Origin of the sequence: Flavobacterium sp. LM4, assembly GCF_002017935.1 — a bacterium.
In the GTDB taxonomy this organism is placed as follows: Bacteria; Bacteroidota; Bacteroidia; order Flavobacteriales; family Flavobacteriaceae; genus Flavobacterium; species Flavobacterium chungangense.
Window position 1 is genome coordinate 287,351 of record NZ_MUFW01000004.1, and the last position, 19,954, is coordinate 307,304.

The 19,954-nt window shown below is 33.8% G+C and carries 13 protein-coding genes; all 13 read left to right on the forward strand.

From position 1 onward, the window contains the following. The first annotated feature begins 1 nt into the window (after window position 1). The 13 genes from BXU10_RS25080 (at window position 2) to BXU10_RS21150 (ending at window position 19,939) form a co-directional block, all read left to right on the forward strand. Window positions 2-172 carry a DUF5908 family protein gene (locus BXU10_RS25080; RefSeq protein ID WP_189328112.1) on the forward strand — a complete coding sequence of 57 codons (171 nt, stop codon included), beginning with the start codon at window positions 2-4 and terminating at the stop codon, window positions 170-172. A 10-nt stretch (window positions 173-182) separates the two neighbouring features. After that, window positions 183-854, forward strand: coding sequence for a hypothetical protein (locus tag BXU10_RS21095; RefSeq protein ID WP_078229465.1), 672 nt, complete (start codon window positions 183-185; stop codon window positions 852-854). Between the two features lie 2 nt (window positions 855-856). Continuing rightward, complete coding sequence (vgrG, locus tag BXU10_RS21100; protein ID WP_078229466.1) at window positions 857-2,653, forward strand: type VI secretion system tip protein VgrG; 1,797 nt, start codon at window positions 857-859, stop codon at window positions 2,651-2,653. 51 nt (window positions 2,654-2,704) lie between these two features. Further along, complete coding sequence (locus BXU10_RS21105; protein WP_078229467.1) at window positions 2,705-3,004, forward strand: PAAR domain-containing protein; 300 nt, start codon at window positions 2,705-2,707, stop codon at window positions 3,002-3,004. Beyond that, window positions 2,997-3,230, forward strand: coding sequence for a GPW/gp25 family protein (locus BXU10_RS25370; protein ID WP_223255519.1), 234 nt, complete (start codon window positions 2,997-2,999; stop codon window positions 3,228-3,230). Before BXU10_RS21105 ends, BXU10_RS25370 begins: the two co-directional genes overlap by 8 nt. 200 nt (window positions 3,231-3,430) lie before the next feature. Then, window positions 3,431-7,138: a hypothetical protein gene (locus BXU10_RS21115; RefSeq protein ID WP_078229468.1), complete on the forward strand. Its 3,708-nt coding sequence runs from the start codon at window positions 3,431-3,433 to the stop codon at window positions 7,136-7,138. 7 nt (window positions 7,139-7,145) lie between these two features. Further along, the gene (locus BXU10_RS21120) at window positions 7,146-9,917 is read left to right on the forward strand and encodes a hypothetical protein (RefSeq protein ID WP_078229469.1); all 2,772 of its coding nucleotides are present in this window, start codon (window positions 7,146-7,148) and stop codon (window positions 9,915-9,917) included. Continuing rightward, a complete protein-coding gene (locus tag BXU10_RS21125; protein WP_078229470.1) occupies window positions 9,904-13,605 on the forward strand; it encodes a contractile injection system tape measure protein in 3,702 nt (1,233 codons plus the stop codon). The genes BXU10_RS21120 and BXU10_RS21125 overlap by 14 nt, the downstream gene beginning before the upstream one ends. 61 nt (window positions 13,606-13,666) lie before the next feature. Next, the gene (locus BXU10_RS21130; RefSeq protein WP_078229471.1) at window positions 13,667-16,189 is read left to right on the forward strand and encodes a hypothetical protein; all 2,523 of its coding nucleotides are present in this window, start codon (window positions 13,667-13,669) and stop codon (window positions 16,187-16,189) included. A gap of 10 nt (window positions 16,190-16,199) precedes the next feature. Then, the gene (locus BXU10_RS21135; protein WP_078229472.1) at window positions 16,200-17,027 is read left to right on the forward strand and encodes a hypothetical protein; all 828 of its coding nucleotides are present in this window, start codon (window positions 16,200-16,202) and stop codon (window positions 17,025-17,027) included. Window positions 17,028-17,090: 63 nt separating this feature from the next. Beyond that, window positions 17,091-18,014 (forward strand): hypothetical protein, encoded by a 924-nt coding sequence (locus BXU10_RS21140; RefSeq protein WP_078229473.1) that lies wholly within the window; start codon window positions 17,091-17,093, stop codon window positions 18,012-18,014. Then, complete coding sequence (locus BXU10_RS21145) at window positions 18,004-19,371, forward strand: ATP-binding protein (protein ID WP_078229474.1); 1,368 nt, start codon at window positions 18,004-18,006, stop codon at window positions 19,369-19,371. Before BXU10_RS21140 ends, BXU10_RS21145 begins: the two co-directional genes overlap by 11 nt. A gap of 10 nt (window positions 19,372-19,381) precedes the next feature. Beyond that, a complete protein-coding gene (locus BXU10_RS21150; protein WP_078229475.1) occupies window positions 19,382-19,939 on the forward strand; it encodes a hypothetical protein in 558 nt (185 codons plus the stop codon). The last annotated feature ends 15 nt before the right edge of the window (window positions 19,940-19,954 follow it).

The following is a 19,954-nucleotide window of genomic DNA, read 5'->3' on the forward strand; positions in this document are numbered from 1 at the left end:
TATGCCAATAGAAATAAGAGAACTCATTATCAAGACAGAAATCGTAAGCAGCAATACGAGAAATTCTTCTGTAGTGAAAGAAAAAGAATTATCTGTTTTAAGAAAACAGGTATTAGAAGAATGCAAAAGGCTGATTGCCGAAAAAAATCAGGAGAATAGCTATAAACGTTAAAAATAAAAAAATGGCAAGTCTGGAATTAATGAAAATAACAGGATATACTGATGAAGAATTTCAAAATAAATTCTCAGCAAGCCCGTATGCCTTTATGATTAATCCTGATACCATTAAAATACAAAAAAGCATTGAATATAATGAACAGCAGGCTCCTGCAACGAGCTCTGCATCTCAAAAATATAAAAGTACTCCCAGCGATAAACTAAGTTTCGAAATCATAATAGACTGTACAGGTATTGTAGATGCAAAACGCATTGATATGGCACAGGAAATAGAGGCGTTGGAAACTATTATTTATACGTATAACGGTAAAATTCACCGTCCTAATTTCGTAAAAGTACAATGGGGTCAGAATATTACTTTTAATGGGGTTCTGGATTCTATAGATATTTCATACACTCTGTTTAAACCAGACGGGAATCCTTTGAGAGCAAAAATATCTTTGGCTTTCAGTCAATATATTTCTCCCAAATCAGTAACAATGATTGATGCTCCTCAATCACCGGACTTAACGCATATTGTCAATGTAACAGAGGGAATGTCATTACCTCAGTTGTGTTTACAAACGTGGGATGATGACTCCCTTTATATACAAGTGGCACAATTCAACAACCTGAACAAATTCAGAAATCTCAAAGGTATCAGTAAATTAATATTTCCTCCTGTAAATCCTTCTTAATCATGAGTGCTTCAAACGAAATACCAAGTGGCGGAATTGCAACATTCTCAGTTAAAATTAACGGTAGTACAATACCTGATGAACTGAGCGTGCTTTCTGTTCACATCGAAAAAAAAGTAAACCGAATCGCTATTGCAAAAATTGTAATTCTTGACGGAGAAGCAAATACCGGAACTTTTGATGCAAGTTCCTCTTCTACTTTTGTTCCCGGAGCGGCTGTTAGTATAGAAGCAGGTTATGATAATACCAATACCGTTATTTTTTCGGGCTTAATTATGGGACAGTCCATTCGTATTGATGATTTGGTTGGATCTGCTTTAGAAATAGAATGCAGGGATGCCGCAGTAAAAATGATTGTGGGAAGAAAAAGTCTTACCTATTCTAATCAAAAAGACAGCGATATCATTTCATCCATTATTGGAACCTATGGATTATCTTCGGATGTGGCAGCTACATCTACAAAGTGGCCTGAACAAGTACAATATTATGTAACCGACTGGGATTATATTTTGGCTCTTGCCGAAGCAAACGGATTAATTGTAACTACGATAAACGGAAAAGTTTCTGTAAATGCACCGGACAGCAATACAACATCGGTTCTGACTGTCACTTATGGAAACAGTCTTTTGGAATTTAATGCCAAATTAAATGCCACAACTCAAATAGGAAATGTGACCTCCAATACGTGGGATTACAAAAATCAGGTAATCGTAAATGGGGAAGCCATACCAAATATAACCGGAGCCGGAAATTTATCATCAAAAAAATTATCCGAAGTTATTGGACTCTCCACTTTTCAACTGCAAACTTCAGCACCTTTAGAAACTGCTGATTTAACCAATTGGTCAAAAGCTCAAATCATTAAAAGTGAATATTCTAAAATAATTGGTGATGCTAAATTTCAGGGAACAAATTTAATCGATCCGGGAAAATACATGACTTTTGATGGTGTTGGCGATCGGTTTAATGGTGATTATATTATTTCAGGTGTTGTTCATGATCTGTCACTAGGAAATTGGGTTTCTCATGCTTCACTTGGACTTTCGCCTTTTTGGTTTACTGAAGAACCAGATGTTATGTCTCCTCCCGCATCCGGCCTTTTACCGGGAGCAAGAGGTTTATTTAACGCTACTGTAAAAAAAATGTTTGATGATCCCGATTCTCAATATCGAATTTTAGTAGATGTTCCATTATTTGACACGAATGGCGCAGGAATCTGGGCCAGACTTTCCAACTTTTATTCTACCAGTGGAGCGGGAGCGTTTTTTTTACCTGAAGTTGGTGATGAAGTTATCCTTGGTTTTTTAAACGAAGATCCCCGTTATCCTGTGATTTTGGGAAGTTTGTACAGCGGAACCAAAAATAAACCTTTTACGGACTTATCGCCTAATGAAAAAAACTCCATAAAAGCTATTGTTTCCAAATCCGGAATTTCAGTAGAGTTTGATGATGAAAATAAAATCTGGACCGTTGCCACGCCTAATAAAAACACCATCATTATCAGCGATAAAGACAAACAGATTACGATTAAAGATGAAAACCAGAATAGCGTTGTCATGTCAAGCAGCGGTATTGATATGTCAAGCCAAAAAAGCATAAATATTTCGGCTCAGGAAAATGTAACTATCAAAGGCATGCAGGGAATTACAATTGAATCAAGCGGAGGCGATGTTACCACTAAAGGATTGAACATCAAAGAATCAGCAGATATGCAGTATACTGCTCAGGGCGGACAAACAGCTCAGGTTTCCGGAGGAATGGAATTAACGCTGAAAGGCGCCATGGTAATGATTAATTAAAAAAATTATCAATTATCAATTATCAATTATCAATTATCAATTAAAAAAAATATGCCTCCAGCAGCAAGACTTACAGATTTTCATGAATGCCCGATGCAAACGCCGGCTGTACCTCCGATTCCGCATGTTGGCGGGCCAATTGTTGGGCCGGGAGAACCAACAGTTTTGATAGCAGGATTACCGGCAGCGAGAATTGGTGATATGCTGGTTTGCGTAGGACCGCCTGATTCTATAGTACAAGGATCGGCAACTGTTAAAATTGGTGGAATGCCCGCCGCAAGAATAGGAGATAAAACCGCTCATGGGGGATCAATTGTCCTTGGAGCCTTTAATGTGATAATAGGTGGATAAAATAGCAGATAAAAAAGAAAATGTTTTTTTGGGTTCAGGATGGGCATTTCCTGTGTCTTTTTCTGCAGGTAATCATCAGGTAAATATCTCGGCAAACGAAACCAATATAAACGAATCTATCAATATCATTTTGAATACCCGTAAAGGAGAACGTACGCTGGAATCGAATTTTGGATCCGGATTACAGCAATTTATGTTTAGAAAAATCGACAATACTTTGAAATGAGAAATTGTAGAAACTATTCAGTTTTCCTTATTACGTTACGAACCAAGAATAATAGTTCAGGAAGTACGGGTAGCAGCTACGGATTTAATTAATGGTGTTGTCGAAATATTAATTATTTACATCTACGCACAAACGAATACCAGACATAATTATGTTTTTCCTTTTCATTTGAAAAAAGGAACCAACTTAGCCGGAAAATAATGCTTGTAATTGATCAAAATAGCGCCATAAATTCACTTAACGAATCACTCGTTCCAAATCCGTATTTGATTGACGGAAGGACTGAGCTGGACTGGATATATTTTGCTTCAGAATTTAGTAAGCTTATCAACTTTTATAATGACACCAATACCATTGAAGGAAACTGGAATCCTTTTTTACTAAAAGATCCTGTGTTTTTAATGGCTTCTATATCTAAAACAAATTATAAAAACCTATACGCTGCCTATAAAACGATTTGCACTGAGATTCAAAAACCGGCACATAAAGATGTTAGTGGCATTTTGGAGTCAAATGCGTTAACTAAATTATTTGACCATCTTAATACTGTCTACAAAATTATAGAGCGCTGGGCAAATTACATGCAAAATACCAATGAAACTTATGATCTTAAAAATTATATTTTTTACGAAATAAAAACAAAATTGAGCATTGATTTTTGGGCGATTCAGTCCTTTAGACAATATTTATCCAATTCATCAGTCAAAAAAGTTTTTATTGAAATCGTGCCGCATACTGAATTTGCTTCTTTTGATGCTAATCTTTGGAATATCAACAAAGACAAAACTCCTTTTTGGGAAGTTTTTGGATTCGAAACAGAACAAAATATTCTGAATGTATCAGAAACCATTATTCCTTTCAGTTTGGGTATTCTGACCCAAAAAGGAGATCAGTTATTTAATTTTTTAGAAACTGTAATTCATCATTCATCCAATGAATTTAAGAAATTAAGCCATAAAAAAAGTAAATTTCCGGATACGACACTTTTACGGTCATTTATCAATATCTTAAAAGTACAGCAGAATCAGTTAAACGGTATTTCACAAAAACATCTTGATTTTTACTATCGTGATATTTTAAAACAGACAAAATTACCTGCACAGGCTGACAGTACTTTTTTGTGCGCCACACTTGCCAAAACCGATTCGATTTTTAATTTACCTTCCGGAACCTTATTTAATGCCGGCGTTGATTCGCAAAAGAATCCTATTGTATTTGCTTCACAAAAAAACACCGCTTTAAATCCGGCAACTATTGTGAGTGCCAGTAAGCTTTCTTATCAAAATCAGTCAAATGCCGGGTCTTATAATTTACAATTGATTAAACCAACCAGCATACAAAAAGATGCTGACGGAAAAATTATAAGCTGGCCAACTTTTGGGGAGTCAGATTCAAATTCCCCTTCCCTACCAATCGGAATTGCGTTTGCATCACCAATGTTATTATTACGCGAAGGAAAAAGAAAAATAACACTGACTCTGGAATTTGATTCGGCTATGTATTTAAGCTTTTTACAGAAAGCTTCCTATTTTTTAAGCACACAAAAAGAGTGGCTAAAACTTGAATTAGGTCCATCTGTTTTTAACATAAATACTTCGCTAAACATTGTTACGATAGAAATAGATCTTGCGGCAACAGAAGCTGCAATAGAACCATTCCTTGTAAATCCTGACGGCTTAAAGACTGAATGGCCTATGTTTAAAGTTTTATTTGAATCAGTTTCAAATCCGGGAACACCTCCAAAAGTACTTTCTATAACAATTGAAGTAAAAGTATTTGATGTTAAAACATTTCAGTTATACAATGATTTTGGAGAATTAAACACCAAAAATCCATTCCCTCCTTTTGGACCGATTCCTTTAGAAAACGCCAATTTTATAATTGGAAATAACGAAATATTCAGCAAACCAGTTGATGATTTTATTATAGAAATAAACTGGGATAAACGTCCTTCGGATTTTAGAACGTATTACAAACAATACAATGATTATTTGAATCCGGGTTCAACTGACGATGAAAAACCGGGAGTTGGAGAAAGATTTATGAATTTTCTTGGTGCCAGAAAAGAAACTGTTACTGTAGATGATGATGACGAAACTTTTAGCAATGGCAGTTTTATTGTTGACTTTAATGTGTTGGAAGAAAAATCGTGGCAGGAACTTAAAATATATAAAGTGGACAGCGCAAATGGTATTGATGTGCTTGCTCCAAAAGTAGACAATGACAACCCTATCTTTTTGTTCGATACTAATGAAGGAGATCCAACTCTACCTTTTGTTACCAATTCGAGCAGTTATTATATGTATTCCAAAACCACTACATCAGCTTCTCAGGTTGTAATGGATCATACTTTTTTGGTTGACCCGAACATTCAGAATGAACCTTTAAAATTTACTGAAAGCAGTTCCTCCGGATTTATAAAAATGATTTTATCCGGGCCGGAATACGGTTTTGGGTCAGAAATTTATCCAAATGTGGTAACTTCTATTGCACTGGATAATGCTAATAGTCTTGCGAGAGCCAGAGGAAAAAAAGACGCTGTATTTATTCCGTCTGCAAATTTGCCGTTTGCGCCAAAAATCAAATCGTTTTCGGCTAGTTATTCGGCTACCGTAACGTATAAATTTGACAGCACGGCAGCAGAATATCCCTTGCAGTATTTTGTCTATACGCCTTTTAGCAATTATCAGATATTTGATAATTCTGACCAGACCAATACAGCAAGCACCTCTATTGCAGGGCCTAATCCAACTGTTACAGCTGGCTTGCCACTTTATCCTTCGTTTAATTATACCGGAGGATTATTTATTGAACTCGAAAATTTAATCTGCAACAGCTCTTTAAATTTGTATTTTGAATTAGCCCGAAATTCAACTGCAATTACACCTGGTCACAGCGTTAACTACTTCTATTTAAACAATTCCGGCTGGAGCCAAATAAAACCATTAGCTGACGAAACGAATCAGTTTAAATGTTCAGGAATTATAACACTTCCTATTCCGGCAGATTGCAATAACAATGAAATTTACATGCCCAGGAAAAACAATTGGATTTCTATTGTTGTTTCGGGCAAGCCTGAATCCTACTCTAAAACGACTTTTTTACAAACAAACGGATTTTCGGTACAAAGAAGCGGAACTTCATTTTTATCAGATAACCAGATTCCTCAGATAAATAGCGAAACGATTACCAAACCCCAAAATGCAATTCTGCAGATCGCGACATTGATTCAGCCATTTGCTTCTTTTGGAGGAAAAGCAGCCGAAAACGAAACTAATAAAAACCAAAGAGTCAGCAATACCATCAAAACAAAAAACAGAATCGTTACATCTTCTGATTATTATACTTTGATCGCCCAACAATATGACAGTATTTATTATTCGAAAGTTGTAAATAAAAAATTCCAAAACTGCTGTAATGTTTATCTCGTAAAAAAAGTGGATAATGAGAGTGATAGCAATGCTTTTATTCCTTTGGTTTCCAATTGCATTGAATCTGAAATTGAAGGTTTTTTAAAACAAAATGCCTCTCCGTTTGCCAACATTACGGTTTCCAATTTTAATATGGAATATGTTTCTGTTTCTGCTAAAATAGTTGTTCAAAGCGGTTATCAGCCAGTCCTCATTCATAAAAATGTAAATGATGCTTTAAAACTTTATCTGTCGCCATGGATTAAGAGTTCAGCACCTCAAACAGAAATTGACAAACCGCTGATTAATGTCAAAGTAGCCACTTTTATTCAAAGTATAGAAGGAGTTGCCTTAGCCGAAAATGTATCATTTTCCAGTTCTTACATTAATTCCAAAACAGGTAAACCAACTGTTTTCAAAAAAAACAAATCAACTCTTAAAGCTTATGGCCCGGCGACACTTTTAGTTTCGGCACCTAATCACAATATTTCTTTTTAATTCACAAATGGATACAACCAATCACATAGTAAAAGCGCCACTTCCCCTACATCAGGATTTTACTTTCCTGAAAGGTGAAGCGCTTGATTATATCCAAAAACATATTGGAAGTGAATGGACGAACTTTAATCCAAGTGATCCCGGAATGACTATTCTTGATCAGTTTTGTTATGCCCTTACTGAATTAGGATATTGTACTGATTTTAGTATTCCGGATATTTTAACGAACGCTAAAGGAGATATTGAAATTAACAACCAGTTCTATTTACCAACTGAGATATTGACAACTGCGCCATATACAATCGCCGATTATAAAAAATATCTGATTGACGGTATCGAAAATGTATATAATGTTGCCATATTTTGCTATAACAATAATATTTTTCCTTTTAATAAAGTATATCAGGTTTATCTTTATGTAGACCCTGATATTACAAATACCAATGCTATTAAAAAAGTTTGCAAATCGGCATTTTATTTACTTAACCAAAGCCGAAATTTAGGAGAATTATTCAATGAGCCTATTGCATTACAACCCGTAAATTACTGGATTGGGGGAAAATTAGAACTTAATAAGGAGGCTGATCCCTACACTGTTTTACTGGAACTGCAAAATACAATTCGATCCTATATATTTTCTAAAATCACACAAACGAGTTATGATAATTTAAAACTTGCCGGATATACCTCATCTGAAATTTATGATGGTCCATATTTAGAAAATGGCTGGATTATAACCGAATCCTTAACCGATAAAATAGATAGTATTCAGGCAATTGATTTAGTTCCGGTAATAGAATCTGTGCCCGGAATTAATTCAATTAATGGTTTACAGCTTCATCAGGAAGGGAAAGCAGTTGCTGTTCTTCAGGCAATTGTAAATGAAATATTATCGGTTGATATTTTAGCTTCTTATCAGAATAAAAACCTGATATTGAGCTGCAACGGAAAAGATTTGCCTTTTGATTCCTTTAGACCTTTAGTCGCGAGCATTGATAATTTTGAAGAAACAACCAGTATTATAAACAATAGTACAGGTTTAAAATTACCTAAAAGTTACTTTAGGGATATCAATACCTACTACTCTATCCAAAATACGTTTCCTGCTCAATATGGGATTGGTCACGATACGATTGAAGATCAGTCGCAACCCATTCAGGTAGCGCAATCACGCCAGTTAAAAGGTTATTTGACATTATTTGATCAAATATTGGCGAACCAGTTTTCGCAATTGGCTAATATTTCCAAATTGTTTTCTTTTAAGAATTCTGTTTGTGGAGCTCCCTCAGACGAGGAAGCTTTTTATGCTGTAAAAGATACTTACGAGCAAAAACATTTAGAATATCCAGTGCCTTATAAAATGTTTTCGCCTGCTTATTTTTATCAGTCTTTATACACTGTTCCTCACATTCAGCCATTATTGAAAGATAGTAATACTTTTAATTACAGCTACGGAAATGAATCTCAGGCTGAAGTAAAAGAAAAAAGCTGGATTGAATATCAGCAGGATCCTTATAATCCATACATATTTGGTTTAATGAAGCTTATGGAACAGGAAAATGTAAGCCTTGACCGAAGAAATAAATTACTCGATCACCTGCTTGCCCGACATGGTGAATCTCCAAAGGTCATTGATTCGATTATTGATGATACGATTTATACCGGAGACAAACGAAAAGACCAAATAATTTTAAAAAGCCTGTATTTACAAAATCTTGGGCTGCTGTCATACAACAGACAAAAAGCATATAATTTTCTAAGTGCCTCAAAAATAGCAAATCCAGTTAATGGTAAACCGGATATAAATTTGCCAAAAATTAAGGTAAACAATTTTCAATTTATAAATGAAAACACTTCTGATTTCATCTTCAGATCTGAAAAAATCAATAAAAAAGAGAAATTACATTTGAATGATTTCAACAATTTTTCAGGAATTGAATTAAAACTGAATTTACTCTTCGGGTTAAGAAATATATATTCTAATTTCATTACAAGCAAACTTGATATTTTAAAAAATAACTCTGAAAATCAATCGGATAGTAATGCTTTCAAAACGATACGTGAAGCATTATGGTTTACAGAAAAAAGAAACGGAAGTGTGCTTTTGGAATCGGTACTTTTTTTAAATCAATTAAAATTTAATCTCGAAATAATAAAAGCAAATCAGGTAAATTATGCTTCTTACAGTATTGAAAACATTGATTTTCAAACGGTAACCAATCTGAATTATGTTTTAAACAGTACAGATCAAACTACGTTAGATGTGCAGTTACAGCAAAATTTTTTATTGTTTGCTGATGTAAAATATTTTTTCACTCCCGGAAATGAAACTATCGAAAATCAAAGCGATTATGTAAAAACGGCACTGTCCAATTATTCTTTCCGGATAACGATTTCATCAGGAAATGGAAAAGTAACTCTTGATTCTAAAATTTTTAAAAAGAGCATTTTCCTGATATTCCCAAATTTTATTCATCCGTTTCATACTGCTGAATTTAAAAAACGCTTAAAACAGTTTCTTAAAATCAATCTTCCGGTGAATGTTAACTATGAATGTCTCTTTTTAACCAGTCAGCAATTAGAAGGATTTATTCCGGATTATATCTACTGGTATGAAAGTTTACGATACAAAGATGAATTACTTCCGATTAGAAATGATTCAGAGTATCCTTCAACAGATAACTCAGATAAAAAAGTGACCATAAATCCTGTTGAGTCTGCAATGAATCTCATAAGAAGTTTAACCTCAATTTTAGAAGCAAAAAATGGAAGAAATTAACAGCCATATTGTATCAAGCCTAAAGTGGGACACTACTTTTGATCAAAAAAATGAAGGATACAAACTTCAGGACCGTTTGAGTTCGTGGAGCAAAATCGCTTTACCCAGAGAAGTCGCTAATATATTTAATGAGCTTTGTCCGCCTGAACAAAGCTGGAGAATTGAATCGCTGGAATTAAACCTTGGCCCGTGCGATTATGATGATCTTGAGTTTGATTTAAGCACCAAAATTCGAAATCAGCTGAAGGAAAAAATTGCTGAAATGATTATCTACCAAAATCATCAGAAGAAAAACCTGATTTCGGTTTACAACAAAGAAAAATCGATCCTGGAGAATCTTATTGTTTTTTTGATGGAAGGCTATTTGCCATGGAATTACCAAAACAAAGAAGGATCTATTAACGAAATATTGGCCGAATTACTTCAGAATAATTTAGCCGAGGTTAGTATTATCATCAAAAAAACAGGAATTACCCATGAACAGGTAAGAAAAAGAATCGCCTGGCAATTTAACGAAAGTAATATAACCAAAATAATCGCTGCACTTGAACCCAATAATAGCAATACTATAGTTGAATTCACCTCAGTTATGACGAAACTTCAGGTAAAAGAAACTATTATTCAGACCAGTGCAATCAATTTCAAAAAAAATCTTTGGTTTTTTATATTCAATTTTCTGCTGCTGGAGCGAGGAACTCTTTTTAATAAACTGGCGTTTATGAAAAGCAGTATTCTTCAAATGGCAAATCATTACAATATTTCGTATACTGAACTTATTTTGCTGATTGAAAACACGATTATAAAACTTTCTGATAAAACCAGTCAGGACAATGATTTTATTGCTTCGCTAAAAACACTTACACAGGAATTTGAATCTCAAAAAAAAGACCATTATCAGCCTGAAAAAAACGAAGATTACTGGGATATTTTCGAACAATTGCTAAACAATATAATTAAAGAAAAAACAAATACCAATAAAAACGATTTGAATGAATTGATTGTTGTGCTGAGCAATGAGAATCCAACAAAATTTAGCACACTCATAAATAAAGCTTTACATAACGATAATGCTCTTATTTTACTGATTCAGGATCTAAATGAAACAGCTCTCAGATTATTGTTTTCTAACTTCGATACAGCTTCATCATCGTTGAATCTGGATACTATAATTTGTCTGAACAAATTAAGCAGCACCCTTAAGTTGAAAACAAACAGCAAGACCTTATGGCAAATCTCAATTGTTTTTCTGATAAAAAATAAAAATGTAAATCATAGTACATTTCTACTCCACTGCATTACAGAATTAAGTAAGAAGAATAATCTTGATCCGGAACATTTATTAGAATCGTTTACCAGTTCCAGAATTCCTTCTGATGTAAAAAATCATAATTCTGAAATAATTTACAACAGCCTCAATGCTATTTATTGCAGTGAAATAACCTGTAATAATTCGAGTTATCCTGCCACTCATTTCAAAAACTTACTATCAAAACTCGAAATCCAATTACAAAAAAAATCAGCCCAAAAAGAGCTTTTTACAGACCTGCAAAGATCACTTATCAAAAACATCACGCTGCATCCCAAAATGGCTTTCGAAGTAATGCTTTCGTATGGCAATAAAGATTTGCTAAAAAAAATACTTCCATTGGTTCTTAACCGTGAATTATTGAAACTATCGGTTAAAACTGCCAACTATAAAAAAACAAAACTGGTAGAAACGATTCAGATGGTATACGAAATCTTAAATGCCAAAGAAAAATACGATTTTCCTGAAGAGCTTCTTACTGATGATTTGCTGTTGTTTGGTATACAGGAAATATTTCTTCATCCAGAACATAATTCATCGCTGTTCCTGGAAACCATTATTCTTCAGTTATCCCAAAAAGTAACCCATACACATCGTAAAAATTACTTTCAGTTTATAACCAAACTATTGCTTTCTAAAAAAATAAAGTCTTTTGGAGTCGCAGTCAAAAATACTTTTTTTAATCAATTGAGAAACAACAGCGCCATAGATGTTATAGAACTAGCACTTTTGATACAGAGCACATCTCAACAATCCCACTCTGAATTATCTCATTTGCTGATTCTGAATTTTGATGATCCTAAATTTATTTTATTACGAAAAAAGGACGAAAAAGAAAGTAAAATCCTTATGCATTATTTTTTAAAGAACAGTACATCTTTAAAAAAACACTGGATAGCAGAACAATCTGCCCTATTGACTAAAAAAATCACAACACTTTCAAAAACAGAAATTTGTTCTGGATTAAATGAATTGTTCTGGATAACGATTTTAAAATATTCTGCCTATAAAGGAAATGAAATCCTGTTTCAAAAAATGCTGCAAAATGCGCTCAACGTTTACCTGGAAACCAATAGTAACAATAATCAAAATCAGCTTATAGAGGAGATAAAACGTCTTCATAAAATAGATTTAAAAAATAAGGCCCTCCCCTCTTTTATAGAAAATCCTACCATGAGAAATCTGCCTGAGGATACATTGCCTTTGGAGAATAAAACTAAAAGCAAAATTTTGTTTGCAGGTAAAAACCTTTCAGAAAAAGAAAAACAGGAGTGGTTCTCACTCATCATCCGTCAAAAACAAATTCCTGTTGCCTTAAGTATTTCCGGAACATTTGACATTAAGGAATTACTCGGTGAAATTGTAGTAAACCATCCTAAAATATTTTTCGGAATAATCAAAAATGAATTCGTTGCCGAAGCGCAATTAGACTGGCTTAGCCGTACTATTGATTTTGACAATTTATGCAGCTCAATTGGTCAATTAGATAAAAACAGAGAGTCTTATCTGAGAATCCTAAAAAAATTCCATTCCGTTTTAGGAACCGTTGCGATTAAAGGAATAGCCTCAAAAGAAATACAAATACTGTTATTAAGAAAACTGCTCAAAGCCGCAGCAAATGATAACTGGAAACTCATTTCGATTGATAAAATCTGGAATGAATTAATCTGGGAAGTGGTAACCCAAAAAGGAATTACAAAAAAAAACTTCCTGATCGACATTGAAAAACACATTCACCTATTTCCACTGTCTTTACAACTTAGTTTTAGAGCAGTAAGCAATGCTGAAAAACAAACTGCTCTAATCTCAAAAAATATTGAAATACTTGAAAAAATGGAAAGAATAAGCATCAGTAAAAAAACAAAAGCCCCTATTCGCGAGGGTATTGCTGTCAGAAACGCCAGAATCGTAATCTTAAACAGCTATATCATTATGCTTTTTGAGAGGCTTAAATTGGTAGCTGATAACGAATTTACCAGTATAGAAAATCAGATTCGCGCTTCTCAATACCTGCAATATGTAGTTACAGGATTAACAAAAACAGAAGAAGCATATTTACCCCTAAACAAGGTATTGTGCGGATTATCGATGATGCATGCCATACCGGACGAAATCGAAATTCCCGAAGAAAATAAAACATTAATCAACGGTTTAATCTTGGCTGCTATTTCTTACTGGGATGCAATTGGCGATTGTTCAGTAGATGGTTTTAGAGGAAACTGGCTTGTACGCGACGGAATCCTAACAGAACTTGAAGACAGATGGGAACTTACAGTAGACAAGAAAGCCTATGATGTACTGATCAACAAATCACCTTTTGCTTTTTCAATTATAAAATATGCCTGGATGGACAAACCATTGCATGTTAACTGGCCTTATTAAACCTATAAAAATATAAATACAATCTCTTAAAATAAAAAATTAATCAATTAAAAAATCAATTATGAACAGCTACAGTGAAAATTTACATTCCAGTGTATTGGCATCATTAGAAAGCCAGGAGATGAACCAGAAAAAATTGGATTCACAATTAAATTCATCCATGTTTACACTTTATTATGCCGAAGGTGCAGAAATCGTTACCGATAACAAACTAGAATTGGCTACAAAAAAATACAATCAGGCTCAGACGGTTAAGGAGCAGGCGGTTAAAACCAAAAATATTTCTACCAATATTGTAATGTCGGCTACCCAGCAAAACACAAATACTTTGCAATCTGTAAGCAATGGGGCTGTTAGTGCGGCCAACATTCAAATTGCTACTAATGCAATTGTACGACTGGCAAGTGATATGGGAAGCATTTTTAGTATTATTAATGCGGCGGATTACGGTACTCAAATTTATCAGCAAAGTATCGAAGCTTACAATTTGATGAACAGAACGGCTTATCTTGCAGAAGTCGCTTCTCAGCATGCTATGGAAGCTTCTGCAGCTATTGCAGAAGTCTCATCATCTACAGTACAGGATAAGGCAAAAGCTACGGATACTTCAATTAGCAATCTTTTGCAGGTATCCAGTACAAATTTTACAACTACAGCAGCAATTGTTGCTGCCGATAATGATGCAAAAGCGGCTGCCAGCATAAATACAAAAGCAGCTCAGGGAATCATTGAATCTAACAAAGTAGAGTTAGAGGCAGCAAAAGTGGCTTATCTGCTTAATAACAAAAGTCTTAATTACAATTTAAGAGTCAATGTTCCTAAGATTTATAATAATTCTTATGAAGTTTCTTTTAACTATTTTAAGGCACCTTTTAAAACAGATGAAAAAGGAACAAATACGCCGCCTCTTGGGTTAGACAACCCAGTAAAAACTTATAATCTGTTTTTGGTTAAGGACAGTAAAAAATCTGTTTTTTCTGCATCAGCTGCTGAAGAATTATTGATTAATCCGCTTCAGCGTATTCAGATAATTCCTTCTGATGGTACTGCTGTCAAAACAGATTTATCAACAAGTAAAACAATCCTTTCTAATTATAAAACCCGCTTTCAGGCGATCAATAATCTAAGAGCATCCCAACAAAAAGCCATTGAAGCAAAAGATAATTTAAGTAAAGCCAATGTTGCTTTGGCATTAGCAACCAAAGAAAAAAGTGATGCTGATACTGCTGTTAACAATACGAAAAACAACATTACCAGACTTACAAAAGAATTAGAAACTGCTAAACAAAATACAGCAAAAGCAGCAGAAGCAGCCAAAAAAAATCCTGACGATAAGGATCTTGCCAAAACTTCAGCACAGGCTGCCAGAGATCAGGATACAATTGAGCGATCCCTAAATATTGCAACACTTACCGAAACGGAAGCAATTGACTTTCAGAAAGTAGCGACAGATAATTTAAAAGCTGCAAATACAAATGCCGCAAAAGCTGAAAATGAATTATTAGAAGCGCAAAGATTAGTTGCTACTAATGAAACAAATCTGAAAACTGCTGAAGCTGCTTTTAAAGAAAAAAAAGATGTTTTTAAAACCATTAACATTTTAGATTTAGTGGATACAGATAACGAAGTGATCGTTTTAGGAGAAAAATATGTCATCTTTCTTCTTACTGTATTTACAGACGAATATAAAAAAGGAATAAATACTTACGATGATTATCTATCAGCTCCATCTGAAACATTTAGTTTAAAGAAAACAGTAAATGCGGTAAAAGACATTAACATTGTACAAGAACCTGAAAAAAAGGATACTACAAAAATAGGTTTGCCAACGCTATCGCCTTTTGCTGTAAACTTTGCCGTGAATAAAGATGATAAGTCAATTACAGAATACAGATGTATGTTTTTGCCTTATAAAGAAAAAGACTTTACAAAAAATGACCTTGACAACTTTGAAGAATCTATTCAGCAAACTATTTTAAAGAAAGAAATAGAAACAGTTGAAAATGAAATTACGCAGTACGAAACCGAATTAGAATCTATTAAAGATAAAAATAAGGACCCCAAAGACCAACTGGATAAGCCACTGAATAAGAAACAGGAATCTCCTGACTCATCTAATAAAGAAAAATTGAATAATGAAATAGAAAACACTAAAAATCAATCAAATAGTTACAACCTGGTTGAGATAGAAACTAATTCAAAACTTGAAATCGCACTGACCAAATTGAACCATTTGTATATTGGACTTGAAAAAATGTATTCCCAAAAAACTGCTGAAATTAAAAACACAAAAGCTTTTTTCTTTAATCAAAAATTAGCCGAAAACGTTCCTTCGGGCAATTATACTGTTGCTGCCCCTACTTCAAACGATCCGCTGATTTATGAGGTAAAAATTGATCCTGCTACGACAGATAATTTTGGTAATTCACTAATAGACAACAGACTGTACATTCCGGTAATTCTGTCTTATTACAAAGGAAGTGAAACGAACAGAAAACAGTATAATAACAATTTATCCGATTGGGAAAATGAAGAAAGTTTTACTTTTTCAATTGCTAATAACCAAAAAATACTAATCAATTAAATCCTAAAATATGGACACTATACTAAATTCAAATCCAAAGCGATATGGAATTACCGAAAAGAAAAAATCTGATATCGATTTATTAACCTCTCAGGTAACAGTTGCCCAGGCAGTTGTAGATCAACAATCAACCGTTGTTGCTTCCTTAAATCAAAAATCAATAAAATATCAAGGATATTTACTGGATGCTGAAAGTTCGAGAACTCAGGCAAAAAGCAACAAAGAACTTGTAGACCAGGTGGTTCAGAACGGATTAGATTTGTTTCAGAATTCTGAAATTGCCTTTTCAAAAATGACTGTGGCGAACGAGGCTACAGGAGAAGTTGCAAAAGAAGTAACGGTGTTAATTAATAAGCTTATCTATTCTGTAGAGATTATTAATAAACTATCCAATCTTGTTATTCGCAAAAAATCATTAAACCCGCTTATATCAGATGATTTGATAACCAAAATAAATGCTGCCGGCACTGATTCAAATAATGCAATCGCACTTACACTAGTTGCATTAAAATCAATATTTGCCGCACAATCATTATCTCTGGAATCTGAAGCGGCTACTGCTCTTGAGCAAAAACAGGCCTTAAGTCTTTATTTGACACTTACAGGAAAAAAGAATCCGGAAGACATCTTTATATTAGAGGGTAATAATTCAGTTCAGGCCTTGATATATATAGCAAATAATGAAGCAAAAGCTAATTACCTTGAGGCAAATAAAGCAAATGATGAAACGACAAGACAATTGAATGTAGCAAATATCAACTTAAATAAAGCTCAGGTTGAACTTAAATCGTTACAGGCTGCTTTGGCTGCTGCAAACGCTGCTGCTTTGGCTTCTTAATAAAAAAGTCCTCTGTTTCAATCAAAGATTCAGTGGGCATTTAACCACCTAATTTTTAGTTTTATGGATTTAATTTATAAAAATTATTACAGGCATTTTTACTTAAAAACAGGTGGATTTCTACCTACTAAACCATTAAATAAAAACCTGTTTCCTGGCGATTATTTCCAAATTAAAAATGGTACGATTACCCTTTTGGGGAATTTATATCGCAACGGTATTCTGTCTCCGGATGAAGTTAGTTTAAGCCCTGTAATTAAACTAAATCCATCAAGCTGGAGTTTTAGTGATGGCATCTCAAAACCCTATTCAGGACGAGGTTTTGGTAATAGTGCTATTGAAGGACAATTTGAATTCAGCAAACAGATACTCGCTTTTACAAATAAAGGAAGTTTCATTTTTAGGGCTGCAGAACCCGAATCCATGAAAATTGAGAATTGGAATGATATTCAACAGCAATTAATTATAAAACTTACGCAAACCTTATTCTCTTTTCGGGAACTTTATATTGTGACAGAAAGTGCTACAGCTGCAAGCACTACTCTGGCTGTTGCAGGTGAAGCAAATGCTGAACTGGAATTAGCAAGTGATTCTGAAAACTTTGGATTAGTTGATATATTCGGACATGATAATACCAAAACAATACAATCTAAGGATATTGATTATTACCATCGTGAAACCAAAAGAAAGCCAGCTTATTTCAAGGCAAAAAAACTAGTTGTCCAAGATGATAAACTGGCTTATTTTATTAGTGATTTTTTACATAAAACCTATAATTCAAGCGAGTGGACAGATACTTTTTTTGATTCAAACTTTCATAATGATATTGCCTTAAGTTCACAAATAATCATGCAAAATGCACAAAGTCATTTTTTGGATATGTTACAAGCCAATGAATTAAATCCGAATAATGCATTATTATATTTTAAATGGACAGATACCAATTTAGATGATGTCGAAAAACTATTTGAAGGGTATGGAAGCTAAACAAAATAGTGTCATTTTATACAAAGAAATAGACTGGCTTCAAAAAGTAATTGATCAGGTAATCTGTAGTTACTTGCTTCAGGAAGGTCATGAAAATCATTGGATGGACATTCCATTTCCTGAAACAGATGAAGATGCAGAAAATACTGCTTATTATAAAAAACTAAAGGAGTGGGATTTAAATCAATTTGAGCGACTTTGTCTTGCTTTAATAATTGCCCCTCAGATAAAGCCCGAAGCATTAGATATTTTCTTTAGTAAAAATGCCATGTACGATCGTGGTTTTACTGAATTTGGAGGAGTTGTAAACAAAATCCACAGCGGATTTTTACCAACCGGTCAAACCTTTTCCTTTTTAATTACAGCTGTTAATCCTGAATTAAGAATTGAAATGCTGAATGTTCTTAACCCATCAAATATTCTTTTGAAAGAACAGGTTTTAATTTTAGAGGCAACAGAATCCAATACGCCCCTTTTAAAACAGACAATTTCTATTAATGAACGCTGGCTGCATTATTTTATTACCGGTACATTACCCCGGTTAGAGCACAGTATATCGTTTCCTGCACAACAAATTTCCACCAAATTAAATTGGTCAGATTTGGTTTTAGAAGAACATGTTATGGAACAAGTATTAGAAATTGATGCATGGTTAAAACATGGTGAAGTCCTAATGACAGAATGGGGACTTGAAAATAAAATTAAACCCGGTTATCGGACTCTTTTTTATGGCCCACCCGGAACAGGAAAAACACTAACTGCTACCTTATTAGGAAAAAGTACTAATCGGGAAGTATATAGAGTTGATCTTTCGATGATAGTATCAAAATATATTGGAGAAACAGAAAAAAACCTTTCTAAAATATTTGATGTAGCACAGCACAAAGACTGGATTTTATTTTTTGATGAGGCAGATTCTCTTTTTGGAAAAAGAACGCAGACCTCCTCATCAAATGACCGACACGCTAACCAGCAAACAGGCTATTTATTACAAAGAATCGAAGATTTTCCGGGAGTTGTAATATTAGCATCAAACCTTAAAGAAAATATGGATGAAGCTTTTTCGAGAAGGTTTCAGTCGATGATACATTTTACGATGCCAAGTCCTGAAGAACGTTTGGTATTATGGAAAAATGCCTTTTCAGGAAAATGTCAGTTAGATCCTGATATTGATCTCGAAAACATTGCAGAACAATATGAACTGGCTGGAGGAGCCATAATAAATGTTTTAAGATATTGTGCTTTAAAGGCAATTCAAAAAAATGGACCAATTGTGGGATATCAGGATTTGCTTGAAGGAATTCGACGTGAATTTAAAAAGGAAAACAAAACAATTAGTGTGACACAAATGAATTGATATAAAAAAGATGAACGACAAATCTGTATCCATAATCATCAAAAAGCATCTTTACTCACATGAGGCAGAATTGAAATTGGAAGACTGGAAGAATCAGTTTCATCACAATTATGTGAAAATGCTCCTTGCTATGGCTTTAAACCACTGCACAGAAAATAGTGATTTGGTCATAAATGGCTATCTCATTACAAACAAAATCCTTTATCTGATAACAAAAACTAATGATAAAAATTTTGATTCATCTTTAAAAAAAATAGAAAACCATATTTATTTTTTGCTTGAAAATCATACAAAAGAATTAAAAACCATTGACAGATATAGTTTTGAAACACATGAAGAAAAGCTTTATTTTATCAGAAAACCATTATTTAAAATGTATCCGTTAAAAAATGAACATTTAATTCAGCTGCTGACAGGAAAAAAAATAACACTTCCCTATTTTGACAGAAAGCTGGAAGATTTAAAGTTACTGATTCGAAATCATCCTTTTTGTTCTGCGGTTGATTATTCAGGGGCTTTAGGGCCAGTTGAAGTTACATTATTAGTAAACGATTCAATAACGTTTTAAGATTCAAAAACTTAA

Bases quoted from the DNA above. Each gene is read 5' to 3' on its own strand.
- BXU10_RS21125 (WP_078229470.1), top strand. From the start codon at position 9,904: ATGGAAGAAATTAACAGCCATATTGTATCAAGCCTAAAGTGGGACACT.
- BXU10_RS25080 (WP_189328112.1), top strand. From the start codon at position 2: ATGCCAATAGAAATAAGAGAACTCATTATCAAGACAGAAATCGTAAGC.
- BXU10_RS21145 (WP_078229474.1), top strand. From the start codon at position 18,004: ATGGAAGCTAAACAAAATAGTGTCATTTTATACAAAGAAATAGACTGG.
- BXU10_RS21140 (WP_078229473.1), top strand. From the start codon at position 17,091: ATGGATTTAATTTATAAAAATTATTACAGGCATTTTTACTTAAAAACA.
- BXU10_RS21105 (WP_078229467.1), top strand. From the start codon at position 2,705: ATGCCTCCAGCAGCAAGACTTACAGATTTTCATGAATGCCCGATGCAA.
- vgrG (WP_078229466.1), top strand. From the start codon at position 857: ATGAGTGCTTCAAACGAAATACCAAGTGGCGGAATTGCAACATTCTCA.
- BXU10_RS21135 (WP_078229472.1), top strand. From the start codon at position 16,200: ATGGACACTATACTAAATTCAAATCCAAAGCGATATGGAATTACCGAA.
- BXU10_RS21095 (WP_078229465.1), top strand. From the start codon at position 183: ATGGCAAGTCTGGAATTAATGAAAATAACAGGATATACTGATGAAGAA.
- BXU10_RS21115 (WP_078229468.1), top strand. From the start codon at position 3,431: ATGCTTGTAATTGATCAAAATAGCGCCATAAATTCACTTAACGAATCA.
- BXU10_RS21150 (WP_078229475.1), top strand. From the start codon at position 19,382: ATGAACGACAAATCTGTATCCATAATCATCAAAAAGCATCTTTACTCA.
- BXU10_RS21120 (WP_078229469.1), top strand. From the start codon at position 7,146: ATGGATACAACCAATCACATAGTAAAAGCGCCACTTCCCCTACATCAG.
- BXU10_RS21130 (WP_078229471.1), top strand. From the start codon at position 13,667: ATGAACAGCTACAGTGAAAATTTACATTCCAGTGTATTGGCATCATTA.